Raw genomic sequence first — 17,044 nt, 5'->3', positions numbered from 1 at the left:
CAGGGCCCGCGCCAGGGCGCGCGGCGCCGCGCCGGAACGGTCCGCCAGCGCCGCCACGGCGGCGGCCACCGTGCCCTCGCAACCGCACACGGCCGCCGGCGGCGGCACGGCGGGGGAGTCCTCCGGCGGCAGGGGGCGCGGCTGTCGGCGGTACGCGTCCGGTACGCGGTCCGGCGCGGCGCCGGATGCCGACGCCTGAGCGTAGGCCGGTGCCGGGCCGGTCGCCTGCGGGGTGCCGGATGCCGCTGCCGGGCCGGCGGTGGGTACCGGGCCGGAGGCTTGCGCGGGGCCGGGGGTCGGTACGGGGTCGTGTGTCTGCGGGGAGCCGGATGCCGCTGCCGCGCCGGAGGTTGGCACCGGGCCGGACGGTTGCGCAAGGCCGTAGGCCGGCAGCGGTCCGGTCGCCTGCCGGGTGCCGGGTGCCGCTGCCGGGGCGGCGGTCGGTACCGGGGCGGACGCTTGCGCAAGGTCGTAGGCCGGTGTCGGTCCGGTCGCCTGCGGGGCGCCGGATGCCGCCGCCGGGCCGTTGGCCGGCACCTGGCCGGGGGCCATGACCGGGCCGGGCGGCTGCGCGGAGCCGCCCGTCTCTGGCGTGCCGGACGCCTGCGCCGGACCCGGGAGCGCCTCCCCGGCCGCCGTCGGCCGGCCGGGCACCGGGCCGGTCCGCCGGAGTGCCGGGTGGCGCAACGCCTCCGCGACCACCCCGTGAGCGAACGCCAGCTCCTCGCCGTGCCGTTGCAGCAGCCCCGTCCGTACGGCCTCGTCCGCACTCGCGGCCGGGGCCGCCGCCTGCGCGGCGGTGAACGCCTCCCCGATGCCCGCGCCGGCGACGAGCAGCCGCGCCATCGCGGTCGGCAACCCGTCCACCAGCTTCCGCACGGTGTCGAGCACGGCGTCGGGAAGCTGCTCGCCCAGCACCGCGGCCGTACCGTCCACGAACACCACCCGGCCCGCCGTGACCAGCGCGTCGAACACCCTCGTCAGCAGCCACGGGTTGCCCCCGCAGCGGGCCGCCCAGCCGAGCACGGACGAGTCCGGCTTCGCGCCGAGCAGGCCCGTGCACAGCTCGGCCACCGCCTCGTTGTCCAGCGCGCCGAGGTGGAGCCGCACCGCCGCGCCGTCGATCAGCCGGTCGACGGCGTGCTGGGTGAGCGACCGCGTCGGCACCGGCCTGCGGGTGAGCAGCCACAGCACCGGGGACCCGGCGAGCGACTGCACCAGCCCGCGCAGCGCCAGCCCGCCCATGTCGTCGACCCGGTGCACGTCGTCCAGGAGGACCACGAGCGGATGCCGGCGCGCCGCGGTCTCCACCAGCTCGCCGACCCGGTCCATCAGCCGGAAGGGGTTGCCGTCCGGCCGGACCAGGTCGTCCACGTCCGTCGCCAGCACCCGGCGCAGGTAGTTCGTCAACAGGTCTACGGGCAACGGCCGTCCCCCACCGGCTACGCCCTCACTGGCGGGGGTACCCCTATTCCCGCCGGCGCGTCCCCCGACCACGGTCAGGCCGCGCTCGGCGCCCTCCCGGGCGGTCGCCCGCAGCAGCCGGCTGCGGCCGATGCCCAGCGGGCCCTCGACGACGACGCAGCCGCCGCGGCCCTGCGCCGCGGCGTCCAGATGCCCGCCCAGCACGGACAGCGTGCCCGCACGCCCTACGAGTGGTGCCATGATCGCCCCCGCGTTGCCGTGGAGAATTCTCGAACACGTGCCATGAGCCCTGCCGTTAATGGTCATCGAGCGGCAATGGCCGGTCAATGAAAGCGGTCGCGACAACTCGGGTAGCCGCCACTACTCGGCCGGGTAGTAGGCAGGGCCGGGCGGCGGGATTACTTTTTTACGTACCCGATAAACCGTGCATTCGCAGCAGCCCCCGACACGTACCGCAACACATTCCTCGCCGAACAAGGGGTTTCGCATGTCCGCAACCGCCGAGATGGACGAGCTGTACGCAGTCATCGAGCAGTCGGCCCGGACGCTGGGCGTGCCGTGCGCGCCCGAGAAGGTCCGCCCCGTCCTGGCCGCGTACGAGGACGCCTTCGGACACGCCGCGACCGTCGTCGCCTTCCGGGTGGCGACCAGCATCCGGCACGCGGGGGAGCTGGACTGCCGCTTCACCACGCACCCGGACGAGCGCGACCCGTACGCCACCGCGCTCGCGGCCGGCCTCGCCGGGCGGACGGACCATCCCGTCGGTGCGGTGCTCGCACAGCTGCAGGGGCGCTGCCACGTCGACAGCCACGGCATCGACTTCGGCGTCGTCGGCGGCTTCAAGAAGGTCTACGCCTTCTTCACCCCCGACGACCTGCAGGAGGTCGCGAAGTTCGCCGACCTGCCGGCCATGCCCCGCGCCCTCGCCGAGCACACCGGCTTCTTCGCCCGCCACGGTCTCGCCGACCGCGTGGGCGTCGTCGGCGTCGACTACGGCCACCGCACCCTCAACGTCTACTTCAACGACGTGCCCGCGCAGCTCTTCGAGCCCGGTACCATCACCGCGACGCTCCGCGAGCTGGGGATGGCGCGGCCGAGCGAGCAGATGCTGAAGCTCGGCCGCGAGGCGTTCGGCCTGTACGTCACGCTCGGCTGGGACTCGCCGCGGATCGAGCGGATCTGCTACGCCGTGACCACCGCGGACCTGGCCGCGCTGCCGGTGCCGGTGGAGCCGGAGATCGAGCGGTTCGTCCGCGGCGTCCCCGCCGACGACGGCGACCGCAAGTTCGTCTACGGCGTCGCGGTGGCGCCCGAGGGCGAGTACTACAAGCTCGAATCGCACTACCGCTGGAAGCCCGGCACGATGGACTTCATCTGACGGACCGCGTCCGGCGGGCTCTCCTCACCGGCCGCGCGGGGTCACCAGCCCGGACTCGTAGGCGATGACCACCAGCTGGGCGCGGTCGCGCGCGTGCAGCTTGAACATGGCCCGGTTGATGTGGGTCTTCGCGGTCAGCGGGCTGATCACCATGCGGCCGGCGATCTGGTCGTTGGACAGCCCCTGCGCGGCCAGCGCCACCGCCTCGCGCTCGCGGTTGGTCAGCTCCTCCAGACCGCTGACTGCCGACGGGTCGAGCGGCGGCTGCGACACGTACTTGTTGATCAGCCTGCGGGTGATCGACGGCGCCAGCAGCGCGTCGCCGCGCGCGGCGACGCGCACCGCGTGCAGCAGGTCCTCCGGCAGGATGTCCTTGACCAGGAACCCGGCGGCGCCGGCGCGCAGCGCGTTGAACACGTTCTCGTCCAGGCCGTAGTTGGTCAGGATCACCACGTGGATGTGGGTCAGCGCCGGGTCCGCGGCGATGTGCCGCGTCGTCTCGATGCCGTCCATCACCGGCATCGACAGGTCCACGAGCGCGAGGTCCGGCAGGTGCTCCCGGGCCAGGGCCAGCCCTTCTTTGCCGTCGCCCGCCTCGGCCACGACCTCGATGTCGTCCTCGGCGTCGAGCAGCGCGCGGAACCCGCTGCGCAGCAGCGGCTGGTCGTCGAGCATCAGCACACGGATCACGGGATCCTCGCCACCGGGAGTTCGGCCTGGACGGTGAAGCCGCCCTCGGTGCGCGGCTCCGCGCGGAGGCTGCCGCCGAGTGCGGTGACGCGCTCGCGCATCCCCAGCAGGCCGACGCCGGGCTTGGCCGCCGCGCCGGGCAGGGCCTTCCCGTTGTCGTCGATGCGGATGCCGAGGGCGCCGGGGAGGTAGGAGATGCGGATCGACGCGGTGGAGGCCGCGGCGTGCCGGGCGGTGTTGGTGAGCGACTCCTGCACGATCCGGTAGGCGGTGCGGTCCACCGCCTCGGGCACGTCGTGGCGCTGCCCCTCGATCGTCAGCGTCGTGTGCAGCCCTATGCCGTGGGTCCGCTCCACCAGCTCGGGCACGTGGTCGAGCCCGTGCGCCGGGGCGTCCTCGCCCTCGTCGCGCAGCGTCTCCAGCGTCGCCCGCAGCTCCCGGGTGGCCTCCCGGCCGGCCTCCTGGATCGCGAGCAGCGACTCGGGGACGTCCTGGCCGCGCTTGCGGGCCAGATGGACGGCGACCTCGGACTGCACCTTGATGATCGAGATCTGGTGGGTGAGCGAGTCGTGCAGCTCCCGCGCTATGTGCAGCCGTTCCTCGCTGGCGCGCAGCCGCGCGGTCTCCTCGCGGGTGCGCTCGGCCTCGTCCGCCCGCCGCTCGGCCTGCCGCAGCGCCTCGCCGGCGGCGCCGGCGGCGATCAGCCAGGCCAGTTCGAGCACGCCGCGGGCCTGCGCGAAGGCGTCCGCGGGGCCGTCGGGGGAGGCCATCACGGCGTACGGGAGGGTGAGCACCAGCACCACGCTCACGCCGACCGCGACGATCCGGTGCCCGGAGCGTACGGCGGCGTAGACGGCGAACAGGTAGGCGACGGCGGGCACGTCGAAGCCGGCGGCGTTGTAGCCGACGACGCACAGCCCCGTCACGGCGAGGATCGGGACGGGGGCCCGCGCGCTGCCGGCCAGCGCCAGGCCGCTGGTCACCAGCAGCCCGTAGCCGAGCAGGTCGAGACCCGAGGCGGTGTGCTCCCCGGCCAGGCCGGTGATCAGCAGCACGGCCGCCACGCAGACAGCGATCACCAAAGTCTTGACCCGGGCCCAGACCTGGGACAGCCGTGTGCTCATACGAGCACCATAACGGCAGTCCCGGGTATCCGAGTACCACTTGCGGAGGAGTATCCGACTACCGCGCCCACAGTAGTCCGGCCGCGACTACGGTGGCCGCGGCGCTCCCGGGGAATTGCGGGGCCGGAATTCCGAACGGCCCGGCGCCCCATCGCGTGTTCGCGGTAACGCCCGCCGCGATGGCGTGTCCCACTGAATTCGGCCCACTACCCGGGCGAGTAGTGGGCCGGGCAGAAAGCCGCGCCTACTGTCGAGCCGTAGCTGGTCGACGAAGGCGGTGAAACGACTGTGGCTGTGCTCGTCCAGAAATACGGCGGTACCTCGTTGCAGACGCTCGACCGCGTGCGTCGCGCCGCCCTGCGTATCGAGGCGGCGTGGCGGCGCAGCCCGTCGGTGGCCGTGGTCGTCTCCGCCCGCGGCGGCCGGACCGACGAACTGCTGCGGCTGGCGGCCGACGTCGGCGCCAGCGGGCAGTCCCGGGAGCTGGACCAGCTGCTGGCCGTCGGCGAGGGGGAGTCGGCGGCGCTGATGGCCCTGACGCTGAACGCCATGGGCGTGCCGGCGGTCTCGTTCACCGGCCGGCAGGCGGGCATCCGCACCACCGACCGGCACGGCGACGCCCTCGTCTCGGGCATCGGCGCCGAGCGGGTGCGGGCCGCGCTGGCCGCCGGGCAGGTGGCCGTGGTCACCGGGTTCCAGGGCGTCGACCGCGCCGGGGACGTCGCCACCCTCGGCCGCGGCGGCTCCGACACCAGCGCCGTGGCGCTCGCGGCGCGGCTGCGCGCGGCGACCTGCGAGATCTACACCGACGTGGACGGCGTGTTCACCGCCGACCCCCGCGTGCTGCCCGCCGCCCGCTGCCTGCCGTGGGTCGACCCCGGCGTGATGGCGGAGATGGCGTTCGCGGGCGCCCGCGTCCTGCACACCCGCTGCATCGAGCTGGCCGCCATGGAAGGGGTCGAAGTGCGCGTGAGGAACGTGTCGTCGCAGGCACCGGGTACGACGGTCGCCGAGCGGCAGGACGACCGCCCGCTGGAGACCCGGCGGGCGGTCGTGGCGGTGACCCACGACACCGACGTCGCGCGGGTGCTCGTGCACTGCCGGGACAGCCGCCGGGACCTCGCTCCCGACGTGTTCGACGTGATGGCCGCCCGGGGGACCGTGGTCGACCTGGTGGCCAGGTCGGGACCGTACGAGAACGAGTTCCGCATGGGCTTCACGATCCGCCGCAGCGAGGCGGACCGGGTCCGCGAGGCGCTGCACGAGGTCGCGGCCTCCTTCGGCGGCGGCGTGCACTTCGACACGGACGTCGGCAAGGTCTCCGTGGTCGGCATGGGCCTGCTCAGCCGCCCGGAGTACGCCGCGCGGCTGATGGGGGCGCTGGCCGCCGCCGGGATCCCGACGAGCTGGATCTCCACCTCCCAGATGCGGCTGTCCGTGATCGTGCCGCGGGAGCGCACGGCCGACGCGGTGGAGACCCTGCACCGCGAGTTCTCGCTCGCGGCGGCGCCGCCCGGCGACGCCGTGCCGCCGGCCCCCGGCCGCTCCGCCACCGTTTGAGAGAGGCAGGACACAAGTGGCTGTACTCAACGCTTCGTTCGGCCGCGGGCTGCGCCTGCGACGCCTCTTCCGGGAGGGCGACGGGCGGCTGCTCGTCGTCCCCCTCGACCACTCGGTCACCGACGGGCCGCTGCGCCCCGGCGAGCTGGACCCGCTGCTGGGCGAGCTGGCCGGCACCGGCGTCGACGCCGTCGTCCTGCACAAGGGCACGCTGCGCCACGTTGACCACGGCTGGTTCGGCGGCATGTCGCTGATCCTGCACCTGAACGCGAGCACCCGGCACGCCCCGGACCCGGACGCCAAGTACCTGGTGGCGCACGTCGAGGAGGCGGTGCGGGCGGGTGCCGACGCCGTCAGCGTGCACGTCAACCTGGGCTCCCGCCAGGAGGCCCGGCAGGTGGCCGACCTGGCCGCCGTGGCCGGGGAGTGCGACCGCTGGAACGTGCCGCTGCTGGCCATGGTCTACGCCCGCGGGCCGGGGATCGCGGACTCGCACGCGGCCGAACTGGTGGCGCACGCCGCGCTGCTCGCCGCCGACCTCGGCGCCGACGTCGTCAAGACCGACTACGCGGGCACCCCCGAGGAGATGGCCGACGTCGTACGGGCCTGCCCCATCCCCGTGATCGTCGCCGGCGGTCCGCGTGCGGCCGACCCCGAGGCCGTGCTGTCGTTCGTCTCCGACGCGCTGCGCGGCGGCGCGGCCGGGGTGGCGATGGGCCGCAACGTCTTCCAGGCCGAGAAGCCCGGGCGCACGGCCGCGGCGATCGCCCGGCTGGTCCACCCGCCCGGGCACCCCCCGGGCCGAAATGGGGGCACCCCCGCCAATGAGGGCGTAGCCGGTGGGGGAGGGGGCACCGCCAACGGGGGTGTGGCCGGTGGGGGAGACCGGCTCGCCCTCACCTCGTGACGCCCGTTCCGCCACGACCCCGTCCCTACCGTCATCCGCTCTGAGGAGTGATCCGTGAAGCTGTGCTGGCTGGACATCCGAAACGCTGACGGGGCCAAGGAGGCCATCGTCGAAGAAGCCATCCACCAGCGGGTCGACGCCATCGTGGCCGCCGACCCGGCCGACCTGGCGCCGCTGCCCCCGACGGTGAAGAAAGTGCTCTTCCCGCAGGGCCGGCCGCTGCCGGAGCAGCTGGAGCCCGCCGACCTCGTCATCGTCGACCCCGTCCGGCACGGCGACCCGGCCGAGCTGGCGCTCGCGCACGCCGGCGTGGAGTTCGGCCGCTACGTCGAGATCACCGACGCCGACAGCCTGGACGACGCCTGCCGCGCCGCCCGCTACGACCGGTGGAGCCTGCTGGACTTCCGCGACCCCACCAAGATCCCGCTGGAGATCGTGCTCGCCGCCGCGGCCGGCGCCGACGGCAGCATCGTCACCCGGGTCGCCGACGTGGAGGAGGCGGAGATCGTCTTCGGCGTCCTCGAACACGGCTCGGACGGCGTGATGCTCGCCCCCCGGGCACCCGGCGAGGCCACGGACCTGCGGGCCGCCGCGGTCAGCCGCGCCGCGGACCTGTCGCTGGTGGAGCTGGAGGTCACCGGCATCCGCCGGGTCGGCATGGGCGAGCGGGCGTGCGTGGACACGTGCACCAACTTCGGCCTGGACGAGGGCATCCTCGTCGGCTCGCACTCCACCGGCATGATCCTGTGCTGCAGCGAGACCCACCCGCTGCCGTACATGCCGACCCGCCCGTTCCGCGTCAACGCCGGCGCGCTGCACTCGTACACGCTCTCCGCCGAGGGCCGCACCAACTACCTCAGCGAGCTGACCTCCGGTGGCAAGGTGCTCGCCGTCGACTCCGCGGGCAAGTCCCGTGTCGTCACCGTGGGCCGGGTCAAGATCGAGACCCGGCCGCTGCTCGCGATCGACGCGGTCGCGCCGTCCGGGGTGACGGTCAACCTCATCGTCCAGGACGACTGGCACGTACGGGTCCTCGGGCCCGGTGGCGAGGTGCTCAACGTCACGGACCTGAAGGCCGGGACGAAGGTCCTCGGCTACCTGCCCGTCGAGCAGCGGCACGTCGGCTACCCCATCGACGAGTTCTGCATCGAGAAGTGAGCGGTGGCCCGATGACCGCGCCGACCGCGCCGACCATGCCGACCGCGCAGCCCGTGCTGGACTTCCACGTGCGCCTCGCGCCCCGGCCCGGCGCCGCCGGACGGCTGCTCGCGGCGATGGACGAGCACGGCCTGACGCGCGCGGTGGTGTGCGCGGGCGGCACGGTCGACCTCGACACCCTCGCCCGGCAGCTCGTCGAGGGCGGGCACGTCGAGACCGACGCCGACAACGACGCCGTGCTGGCGGCCTGTTCGGGTCCGGACGGCAAGGGGCGGCTGGTGCCGTTCTGGTTCGCCAACCCGCACCGCCCGCCCGGGGTGTACCGCGAGCGGGCCGCGGAGTTCCGCGGCCTGGAGGTCTCGCCGGCGGTGCACGGCGTCGCGCTGACCGACCCGCGCGTCGCCGCGCTCGTCGAGGTGGCCGCGGACTTCGGCCACCCCGTCTACACCGTGTGCCTCGACCGCCCCGGCGCGGGCGTGGCCGACCTCGTCGCCCTGGCCCGCCGGTTCCCCCGGACGGACTTCGTGCTCGGGCACAGCGGCATCGGCAACATCGACTTCCACGCCCTCGCACTGATCCGCGACGAGCCCCGCATCCGGCTGGAGACCTCCGGGGGCTACACCTGCGTGGCCGAGGCGGCGATCGACCGCCTCGGCGCCGCGCGGGTGGTGTTCGGCACCGAGTTCCCGCTGCAGCACCCGGCCGTGGAGCTCGCCAAGTTCGCCGCGATCGGCACTCCGCCCGAGCAGTGGCGGCAGATCGCCTGGGAGAACGCCCACCGACTACTGGGGGAGGAGAAACCGTGACCGACGCCACGTCGGCCCTGCCGCACATCGGCCAGTGGAACGGCCCCGAGGAGCTGCGCGGCCTGCAGGAGAAGCAACTCCCGCAGACCGTCGCCTGGGCCGCCCGCTCGCCCTTCTACCGGCACCGGCTGACCACGTCTGCCGCCCTGCCCACGACCCCCGCCGACCTCGCCGGCCTGCCGCTGACGACCAAGCAGGACCTGCGGGACAACTACCCGTTCGGCATGCTCGGCGTCCCGCGGGAACGCCTGGCCACCTACCACGAGTCCAGCGGCACCGCGGGCCGCCCCACGCCCTCGTACTACACCCAGGAGGACTGGCTCGACCTCGCCGAGCGCTTCGCCCGCAAGTGGATCGGCATCTCCGCCGCGGACGTCTTCCTGGTCCGCACCCCGTACGCGCTGCTCCTCACCGGCCACCTCGCGCACGCCGCCGCCCGGCTGCACGGCGCCACCGTCGTGCCCGGCGACAACCGGTCGCTGGCCATGCCGTACGCGCGCGTGGTGCGCACCCTGCACGACCTCGGCGTCACCCTCACCTGGTCGGTGCCGACCGAGTGCCTCATCTGGGCCGCCGCGGCCACCGCCGCAGGACACCGCCCCGGGGCCGACTTCCCCGCGCTGCGCGCGCTGTTCGTCGGCGGCGAGCCGCTGACGACCGCGCGCCGCCAGCGGATCAGCCGGCTGTGGGGCGTGCCGGTCATCGAGGAGTACGGGTCCACGGAGACCGGCAGCCTCGCCGGGGAGTGCGCGTACGGGCGGATGCACCTGTGGGCCGACCGGGCGCTGTTCGAGGTGTACGACCCGCAGACCGGGAACGTCGCCGCGGAGGGGTCGGGGCAGCTGGTCGTCACCCCGCTGTACCGCGAGGCCATGCCGCTGCTGCGCTACAACCTGGAGGACGACGTCGAGGTCGCCTACGACGACTGCGACTGCGGCTGGCAGCTGCCCACGGTCCGGGTGCTGGGCCGGGCGGCGTTCGGCCACCGCGTCGGCGACGCGCAGGTCACCCAGCACCGGCTGGAGGAGGTCGTCTTCTCCCTCCCCGACGCCTACCAGGTGTACTTCTGGCGCGCCCGCGCCGAGCCGGTGTCGCTGCGCGTCGAGGTCGAGGTCCCCCCGGAGCACCGCGCGGACGCCGAGGCGGCGCTCGCCGCGGGCGTACGCGCCGAGTTCGGCGTCGACGCCGACGTCACCGGGCTGCCGCCGGGGGCCCTGGTCCCGCGCGACGCGCTCACGAACATGCCCGACGTGGTCAAGCCGCGCAGCCTGTTCGGCCCCGACGAGGACTGGAGCAAAGCGCTCCTCTACTACTGAGGAGGAAGGCATGTCGCAGATGAGGGTCGCCGTCGTCGGCGCCGGGATCGCCGGCCTCGCCTTCGCCGCCGCCCTGCGGCGCGGCGGGGCGGACTGCCACGTCTACGAGCAGGCGGAGAAGCTGGCCGAGGTCGGGGCGGGGGTGCAGGTGGCGCCCAACGCGACCCGGCTGCTCCACCGCCTCGGTCTGCGCGGCCGGCTGCGCGGTGCCGCCGTCGCGCCGGAGGCGATCGAGATGCGGCGCTGGGACGACGGCCTGATGCTGCAGCACACCCCGCTGGGCGACAGGTGCCTGCGCCGCTTCGGGGCCCCGTACTACACCGTGCACCGGGCGGACCTGCACGCCGCGCTGCTGTCGCAGCTGCCGCCGGACCGGCTGCACCTCGGCGCCCGCCTCGTCGCCGTCACCCAGGACGAGGGGGAGGCCCGGCTGCACCTGGCCGACGGGCGGACCGTCGCCGCGGACGTGGCGGTGGGCGCGGACGGCATCCACTCGGCGGTCCGCGAGTGGTTCGTGGCCGACTGGCCGCGCTACTCCGGGCAGACGATCTACCGCGGCCTGGTGCCCGTCGAGCGGGTGCCGCACCTGCCGGCCGAGCCGCGGGTGCGGCTGTGGTTCGGACCGGACCAGCACTGCGTGTGCTACCCGGTCTCCGGCGGCCGGCTGCTGAGCTTTGGCGCCACCGTGCCCGCGGCCTCCTGGGAGGTGGAGTCCTGGTCGGCCCGGGGCGACGTCCTCGGGCTGCAGGCGGCGTACAAGGGCTGGCACGAGGACGTCACGCGGCTGCTCGACGCGGCGCAGACGGTGAGCAGGTGGGCCCTGCACGACCGCGACAGCATCGAACGGCTCAGCTGGGGCCGGGTGGCCGTCATCGGGGACGCCGCCCACCCGATGCTCCCGTTCCAGGCGCAGGGAGCGAACCAGGCGATCGAGGACGCCGTCGTCCTCGCGCGCTGCCTCGCCGGGGCCGGCGCGGACGCCGGCCGGGACCGGCTGCGCGCGGCGCTGCACCGCTACGAGCGCATCCGCCTGCCCCGCACCACCCGGATCCAGCGCCAGTCCCGCGCCAACGCCGACACCTTCCACCTGGCCGACGGCGCCGCGCAGCGGCGCCGCGACGCCGGCGCCCTGGCCGGGCCGGGGCTGGACCGGCACCAGTGGCTGTTCGGGTACGACGCCGAGCAGGCAGTCGCCACGACCAGCAGGAGTTCATGATGGAACTGACCGGAATCGAGTCGACCGTCGCCCTGGTCACCGGCGCGGCCCAGGGCATCGGCGCCGCGGTGGCCAGGACCCTGGCCGACGCCGGAGCGCACGTCGCCGCCGCCGACCGCAACCCGGAGAAGCTCGCCACGGTCGTCGCCAAGCTGGAGGCGGACGGCACGCCGGCGCGCGGGTACGCCGTCGACGTGTGCGACAGCGCGGCGGTCGACGCGGCCGTCGCGCGCGTCGAGGAGGAGCTGGGGCCGGTCGGCATCCTCGTCAACGCCGCCGGCGTGATGCACACCGGCCGCGTGGTCGAGCTGCGGGACCGGCAGTGGGCCGAGACCCTCGCGGTGAACGCCGGCGGCGTGTTCCACGTCTCGCGCGCGGTGGCGCGGCGCATGGTGCGCCGCGGGCGCGGCGCGATCGTGACCGTGGCGTCGAACGCCGCCGGCGTGCCGCGTACGGAGATGGCCGCGTACGCCGCCTCCAAGGCCGCCTCCGCCCAGTTCACCCGCTGTCTGGGCCTGGAGCTGGCCGACCACGGCATCCGCTGCAACGTCGTCTCGCCCGGCTCGACGGACACCCCCATGCTGCGCGCCATGCACGTCGGCGACCCGGAGCTGCGGGAGGTGGTCGAGGGCATGCCCGCGGAATACCGGGTGGGCATCCCGCTGCACAAGCTCGCCCAGCCGCGGGACGTGGCGGAGGCCGTCGCCTACCTGGTGTCCGACCAGGCGGGCCACGTCACCATGCACGACCTCTACGTCGACGGCGGCGCCTCCCTGCACGTATGACGCCGCCGGCCCCCGGGCCTCCGGGCCCTTGAGGAAGGGAAACACCACCGTGTCGGAACGCACTCACGTCGTCGTGGTCGGCGGAACGTCGGGGATCGGGCGGCACTTCGCCCAGACCTGCGCGGACCGCGGCAGCGACGTCGTCATCACCGGCCGCGCCGAGGGCCGCACCAAGGCCGCCGCCGACGAGATCGGCGGCCGGACCCGCGCGGTCGCGCTGGACCTGGCCGACACCGCGGGCGTCGCCGCCGCGCTGGCCGGCGTCGAGCGCGTCGACCACCTGGTGCTCACGGCGCTCGACCGGGACTTCAACACCGTGCGCGACTACCGCCCGGACGACGCCGCCCGGCTGCTGACCGTGAAGCTCGTCGGCTACACCGCGGTCTTGCACGCGCTCGCCCCGAAGATGTCCGGGCACGGGGCCGTCGTCCTGCTCGGCGGCCTGGCCAGCCACCGCCCGTACCCCGGGTCGACCACGGTGACCACCGCCAACGGGGGGATCGGCGCGCTGGTGCGGACCCTGGCGGTCGAGCTGTCGCCGGTCCGCGTCAACGCCCTGCACCCGAGCATCGTCGCCGACACCCCGTTCTGGAGCGACAAGCCGGCCGCGCGGGCGGCGGCGGAGGAGAAGGCCCTGACCAAACGGCCGGTGACGATGCGGGACTGTACCCACGCGATCTCGTTCCTGCTGGAGAACCGCGCCATCAACGGCGTCAACCTCAACATCGACGGCGGCGACGTCCTCATCTGACCGCGCGGCACCGCCCCCTCGCATCCGTGCCCTTCCGGCCGTGCCGCCACGGAGAGGGAAAGCGCCGGGCCACGTGAATCCCGGGGCGGTCACGCCAATCCCCCGCCGCGCCCCGAGATCGCGCGAATGGGTCATGTCCACGCCGAGGCGATCCCCCAACACTGCAGTGATGACCGCACGTCCGGACGTCCTCGTCCCGACGTCCCTGCCAAGGAGGTGTCATGAGTTCGACGGACTCGTCGGCGGACGGCGACCGCTACGTCGCCGTGCACGGCAGCGCCGGGTTCAAGTCCCTGCAGCGCCAGACGAATTCCTTCCTCATCCGGGCGAGCGTGCTGTTCTTCGGCTGGTGGTTCGCCGGGACGGCGCTGGCCGCCTTCGCCCCCGGCTTCTTCCGGCAGGAGATAGGCGGCCCCGTCAACGTCGGCCTGCTGTTCATGTTCCTGACGTTCGCCGTCGTCGTGACGGTCTGCGCGACGTACCTGCGCTACGCCGCCAACCGGCTTGACCCCTTGACCGACCAGGTCCGGGCGGAACTGGAAGGAGAGCCGCGATGAGCACGACCCTCGCCGACCCGCCGCCGCCCATCGACAACACCTGGGCGGTGCCCGAGATCGCGATACCCGCGACGATAGCGGCCGCCGTCGCCGTGTACTTCGTCGTCAAGGCGGTGCGCGACAGCGTGCGCACCTCCGACGACTTCCTCGTCGCCGGCCGCCGGATCGGGCCCGTGCAGAACGCCGTCGCGCTGGCGTCCGCACCGCTCATGTACTCCACCCTGTTCATCATCACCGGGCACATCGCGCTCAACGGCTACGACGCCGCGATGCTGCTGACCGCGTTCACGACCTCGATGGTGCTCGGGGTGCTGCTCTTCGCCTCGCCCGTGCGCAACCTCGGCGGATACACGCTCGGCGACATCTTCGCGATGCGCGCCGAGGAACGTCAGGCGCGCAAGGCCGCGGCGGTCGTCACACTGCTGATCTACGGGATGTTCACGATCATCAGCCTCGCGGCGATCGCCTTCATCTTCAACCGCTGGTTCGGCCTGGACAACGTCGCGGGACTGGGCCTCTCGGTCCTCGTCGTCGGCCTCGTCACCGTCTTCTACGCGTACACGGCCGGCATGGCGGGCGTCACCCGGCTGCTGGTGTTCAAGGCGATCCTCACGCTCACCGTCGTGCTGGTGCTGACGCTCCTGGTGCTCGCGGAGTTCAACCTGAACGTCTTCGACATCCTCGACAAGGCCGAGCAGAACCGCAAGGACGTCCCCGCCGGCTACGACCTGCTCGGCCCGGGACGCGAGTTCGGCGAGGGCCAGCACCGGCTGGTCCACCTCTCCAAGCTCTTCTGCGTCGCCGTCGGCGTGGCCGCCATCCCGTTCCTGTTCCTGCGCAACTTCGCCACGACCAGCGGCCGGGACGCCCGCCGCTCCGCCGGCTGGGCGTCGATGATCGTCGTCGGCGTCTACCTGTGCATGGCGATCGTCGGCTTCGCCTCCGTGGCGGTCCTCGGCTCCGAGCGGATCGGCGTGATCAAGGCCCACCGCGACATCAGCCTGCCCAAGCTCGTGGACGAGCTGGGCGGACCGGTGATGATCGGCGTGCTCGCGCCGATCGCCCTGCTGACGATCGTCGGCGTCTACGCCGCCCTGCTCATCAACGCGGTCACCTGCGTCACCAAGGACCTCAACGTCGTACGCGGCCGCAAGCCGGACCCGGCCGGCGAACTGCGGGACATCCGGCGCAACACCCTGCGGATCGGCATCGCCTCGGTGCTCGTCGGCGTCGCGATGCTGCCGGTGCGCACCCACATCTTCATCCCGACCTCGATCGACCTGGCCGGCACCGCGGTACTCCCGGCCGTCGTCTACGCCCTGTTCTGGCGCCGGTTCAACACCGCCGGGCTGAAGTGGATCGTCTACGGCGGCACCGCGCTCCTGATGTTCCTGGTGGTGTTCTCCAACGGGGTCTCGGGGCCGGACGACGCGATCCTCGCCGGCGCCAACTTCAAGTTCATCGACATCGAACCCGGGCTGATCACCATCCCGGCCGGCTTCCTGCTCGGCTACTTCGGCTCCCTCAGCAGCAAGGAGCGCGACGACAAGGCCTTCGCCGAGATGCAGGTCCGGGCCCTGACCGGCGGCCGCGCGCCCGCGGCGGCCCGCACGGGCGCGGACGGCGACGACAGGCCCCGTACGCCCAGCGAAGCCCGCTGAAGACAACCGCAGACTGCGACGGGGTGTGGGGCGGCCGGGTGCCGCCCCACACCCCTGAGGGGAGGCAACCGTGGAACCCGCACCCGTACTCGTCGTGGGCGCCGGCCCGGTCGGCATGGCGACCGCGCTGGCGCTCGCCCGCCAGGGCGTCCGGTGCATACTCGCCGACCAGAGCTCCGAGACCTCCGCGCACCCCAAACTCGACTTCGTCAACGCCCGCAGCATGGAGTTCCTCAGGCAGCTCGGCGTCGCCGACGACGTCCGCGCCGCCGGCGTCGCGCCCGGGCACCCGGCCGACGTCGTCTGGTCCACCGGGCTCGCCGGCACGCCGATCACCACCTGGGCGCTGCCCTCCGTCGACGAGGAGCGGCGCCGCTTCGCCGCGCACAACGACGGCACCGGCTCCGCCGAGCCCGGCCAGCGGATATCCCAGACGGAGCTGGAGCCGGTGCTGCGCGCCCACTGCCGGCGCCACCACCGCGTCGACCTGCGCACCGGCCTGCGGTTCGACTCCCTCACCCAGGACGACCAGGGCGTGACCAGCCACCTGGTGGACGTCCTGACCGGCGACCGGATCCGGCTGCGGTCCCGGTACGTGATCGGCTGCGACGGCGCGTCGAGCCGCGTCCGCGCCGTCCTCGGCATCGGCGAGGACACCTTCGGCGTCCCCGGGCTGCCCGGCGCGTTCATGGTGCACTTCAAGAGCCGCGACCGCGGCTCCCTGCACCGGCACGGCCCGTTCTGGCACTACTTCGCCTTCCGCTACGTCCTCATCGCCCAGGACGAGGTCGACACCTGGACCGCGCACGTCAACGGCGTGCGCCCGGACGAGTTCGACACCCCGCCCACCGACCCCGCGGGCTTCCTGCTGGACGTCCTGGGCACCGGGCTGAAGATCGAGAAGGTGCTGCTGACCTCCCGCTGGCGCCCCGGCTTCATGCTCGCCGACCGCTACCGCGCCGGCCGCGTCCTGCTCGCCGGCGACGCCGCGCACCGCATGTTCCCGACCGGCGCGTACGGGATGAACACCGGCATCGGCGACGCGATGGACGCGGCCTGGAAGGTCGCCCTGATGGTCCGGCACCACGGCGGCCCCGCGCTGCTCGACAGCTACGAGACCGACCGCCGCCCGGTCGGCCTGCGCAACATGCGCACCTCGCACCGGCACATCGGCGTGCACATGAAGGCCGGCGCCCTGCTGCGCGACGGCGCCCCGCCGGCCGCCGTCGCGGCCTTCCTCGGCGAGGAGCGCGGCGAGAACGAGTACCGCGGCGTCGAACTGGGCTACCGCTACGACGACTCGCCCGTCGTCTGCCCCGACGACGGCGCCGCCCCCGGCTGGAGCCCGCGGGCGTACACGCCGACCACCTGGCCCGGCAGCCGCCCGCCCAGCCTGCTGCTGGGGGACGGCACCCCGCTGTACGACCTCTTCGGCCCGTCGTTCACGCTCGTCGACTTCGCCGGCGGCGGGCGCGCCGCCCCGCTGCTGAACGCCGCCGCCGCGCAGGGCGTGGCCGTCCGCCACGCGGTGGTGCCCGACGCGGCCGCGCGCGAGCTGTGGGAGCGCGACCTCGTCCTGCTCCGGCCGGACCACCATGTGGCCTGGCGCGGCAACGCCCCGCCCGCGGACCCGGACGCGGTGGTCCGGCGGGTCCGGGGCGCCGCCGGGGTGGCGGCGCGGGTGTGACGGGGCCGCGCACACCGCGGCGC

General features: G+C 74.0%; 15 protein-coding genes. 12 read left to right on the top strand and 3 right to left on the bottom strand.

The genetic code is table 11. From position 1 onward, the window contains the following. Window positions 1–1,665, bottom strand: a 1,665-nt coding sequence (locus tag ABD317_RS06305) for an AAA family ATPase (protein WP_344288652.1), incomplete at its 3' end; no start/stop codon positions are given. Between the two features lie 247 nt (window positions 1,666–1,912). On the opposite strand from ABD317_RS06305, the gene ABD317_RS06300 reads away from it, so the two are divergent. Beyond that, window positions 1,913–2,803 (top strand): aromatic prenyltransferase, encoded by an 891-nt coding sequence (locus tag ABD317_RS06300; RefSeq protein WP_027752515.1) that lies wholly within the window; start codon window positions 1,913–1,915, stop codon window positions 2,801–2,803. A gap of 24 nt (window positions 2,804–2,827) precedes the next feature. Here ABD317_RS06300 and ABD317_RS06295 read toward each other — a convergent pair whose 3' ends face one another. After that, window positions 2,828–3,493, bottom strand: coding sequence for a response regulator (locus tag ABD317_RS06295; protein ID WP_344288650.1), 666 nt, complete (start codon window positions 3,491–3,493; stop codon window positions 2,828–2,830). Next, complete coding sequence (locus tag ABD317_RS06290) at window positions 3,490–4,617, bottom strand: sensor histidine kinase (protein WP_344288649.1); 1,128 nt, start codon at window positions 4,615–4,617, stop codon at window positions 3,490–3,492. The genes ABD317_RS06295 and ABD317_RS06290 overlap by 4 nt, the downstream gene beginning before the upstream one ends. Window positions 4,618–4,905: 288 nt before the next feature. Between ABD317_RS06290 and ABD317_RS06285 the strand changes: the two genes are divergently transcribed. The 11 genes from ABD317_RS06285 (at window position 4,906) to ABD317_RS06235 (ending at window position 17,021) form a co-directional block, all read left to right on the top strand. After that, window positions 4,906–6,177, top strand: a complete 1,272-nt coding sequence (locus ABD317_RS06285) for an aspartate kinase (RefSeq protein ID WP_344288648.1) — start codon at window positions 4,906–4,908, stop codon at window positions 6,175–6,177. Between the two features lie 16 nt (window positions 6,178–6,193). Then, window positions 6,194–7,084, top strand: a complete 891-nt coding sequence (locus tag ABD317_RS06280) for a 2-amino-3,7-dideoxy-D-threo-hept-6-ulosonate synthase (RefSeq protein WP_234019836.1) — start codon at window positions 6,194–6,196, stop codon at window positions 7,082–7,084. 54 nt (window positions 7,085–7,138) lie between these two features. Continuing rightward, the gene (locus ABD317_RS06275) at window positions 7,139–8,242 is read left to right on the top strand and encodes a 3-dehydroquinate synthase II family protein (RefSeq protein WP_027752511.1); all 1,104 of its coding nucleotides are present in this window, start codon (window positions 7,139–7,141) and stop codon (window positions 8,240–8,242) included. 11 nt (window positions 8,243–8,253) lie between these two features. After that, complete coding sequence (locus ABD317_RS06270; RefSeq protein WP_344288646.1) at window positions 8,254–9,048, top strand: amidohydrolase family protein; 795 nt, start codon at window positions 8,254–8,256, stop codon at window positions 9,046–9,048. Further along, window positions 9,045–10,364 (top strand): phenylacetate--CoA ligase family protein, encoded by a 1,320-nt coding sequence (locus ABD317_RS06265; RefSeq protein WP_344288645.1) that lies wholly within the window; start codon window positions 9,045–9,047, stop codon window positions 10,362–10,364. Before ABD317_RS06270 ends, ABD317_RS06265 begins: the two co-directional genes overlap by 4 nt. 10 nt (window positions 10,365–10,374) lie before the next feature. Next, complete coding sequence (locus tag ABD317_RS06260) at window positions 10,375–11,580, top strand: FAD-dependent monooxygenase (RefSeq protein ID WP_344288644.1); 1,206 nt, start codon at window positions 10,375–10,377, stop codon at window positions 11,578–11,580. Beyond that, the gene (locus ABD317_RS06255; protein ID WP_027752507.1) at window positions 11,580–12,365 is read left to right on the top strand and encodes a 2,3-dihydro-2,3-dihydroxybenzoate dehydrogenase; all 786 of its coding nucleotides are present in this window, start codon (window positions 11,580–11,582) and stop codon (window positions 12,363–12,365) included. The genes ABD317_RS06260 and ABD317_RS06255 overlap by 1 nt, the downstream gene beginning before the upstream one ends. 49 nt (window positions 12,366–12,414) lie before the next feature. Then, window positions 12,415–13,116 (top strand): SDR family oxidoreductase, encoded by a 702-nt coding sequence (locus tag ABD317_RS06250; protein ID WP_027752506.1) that lies wholly within the window; start codon window positions 12,415–12,417, stop codon window positions 13,114–13,116. A 221-nt stretch (window positions 13,117–13,337) separates the two neighbouring features. After that, window positions 13,338–13,673, top strand: a complete 336-nt coding sequence (locus ABD317_RS06245; protein ID WP_027752505.1) for a DUF485 domain-containing protein — start codon at window positions 13,338–13,340, stop codon at window positions 13,671–13,673. After that, on the top strand, window positions 13,670–15,334 hold the full coding sequence (locus tag ABD317_RS06240; protein WP_344288643.1) for a solute symporter family protein: 1,665 nt from the start codon (window positions 13,670–13,672) through the stop codon (window positions 15,332–15,334). Before ABD317_RS06245 ends, ABD317_RS06240 begins: the two co-directional genes overlap by 4 nt. Before the next feature lie 70 nt (window positions 15,335–15,404). After that, complete coding sequence (locus ABD317_RS06235; RefSeq protein ID WP_344288642.1) at window positions 15,405–17,021, top strand: FAD-dependent monooxygenase; 1,617 nt, start codon at window positions 15,405–15,407, stop codon at window positions 17,019–17,021. The last annotated feature ends 23 nt before the right edge of the window (window positions 17,022–17,044 follow it).

This window comes from Streptomyces synnematoformans, assembly GCF_039531005.1.
GTDB classification, from domain to species: Bacteria; Actinomycetota; Actinomycetes; order Streptomycetales; family Streptomycetaceae; genus Streptomyces; species Streptomyces synnematoformans.
This window is presented reverse-complemented; position numbering and strand designations above follow the sequence as displayed.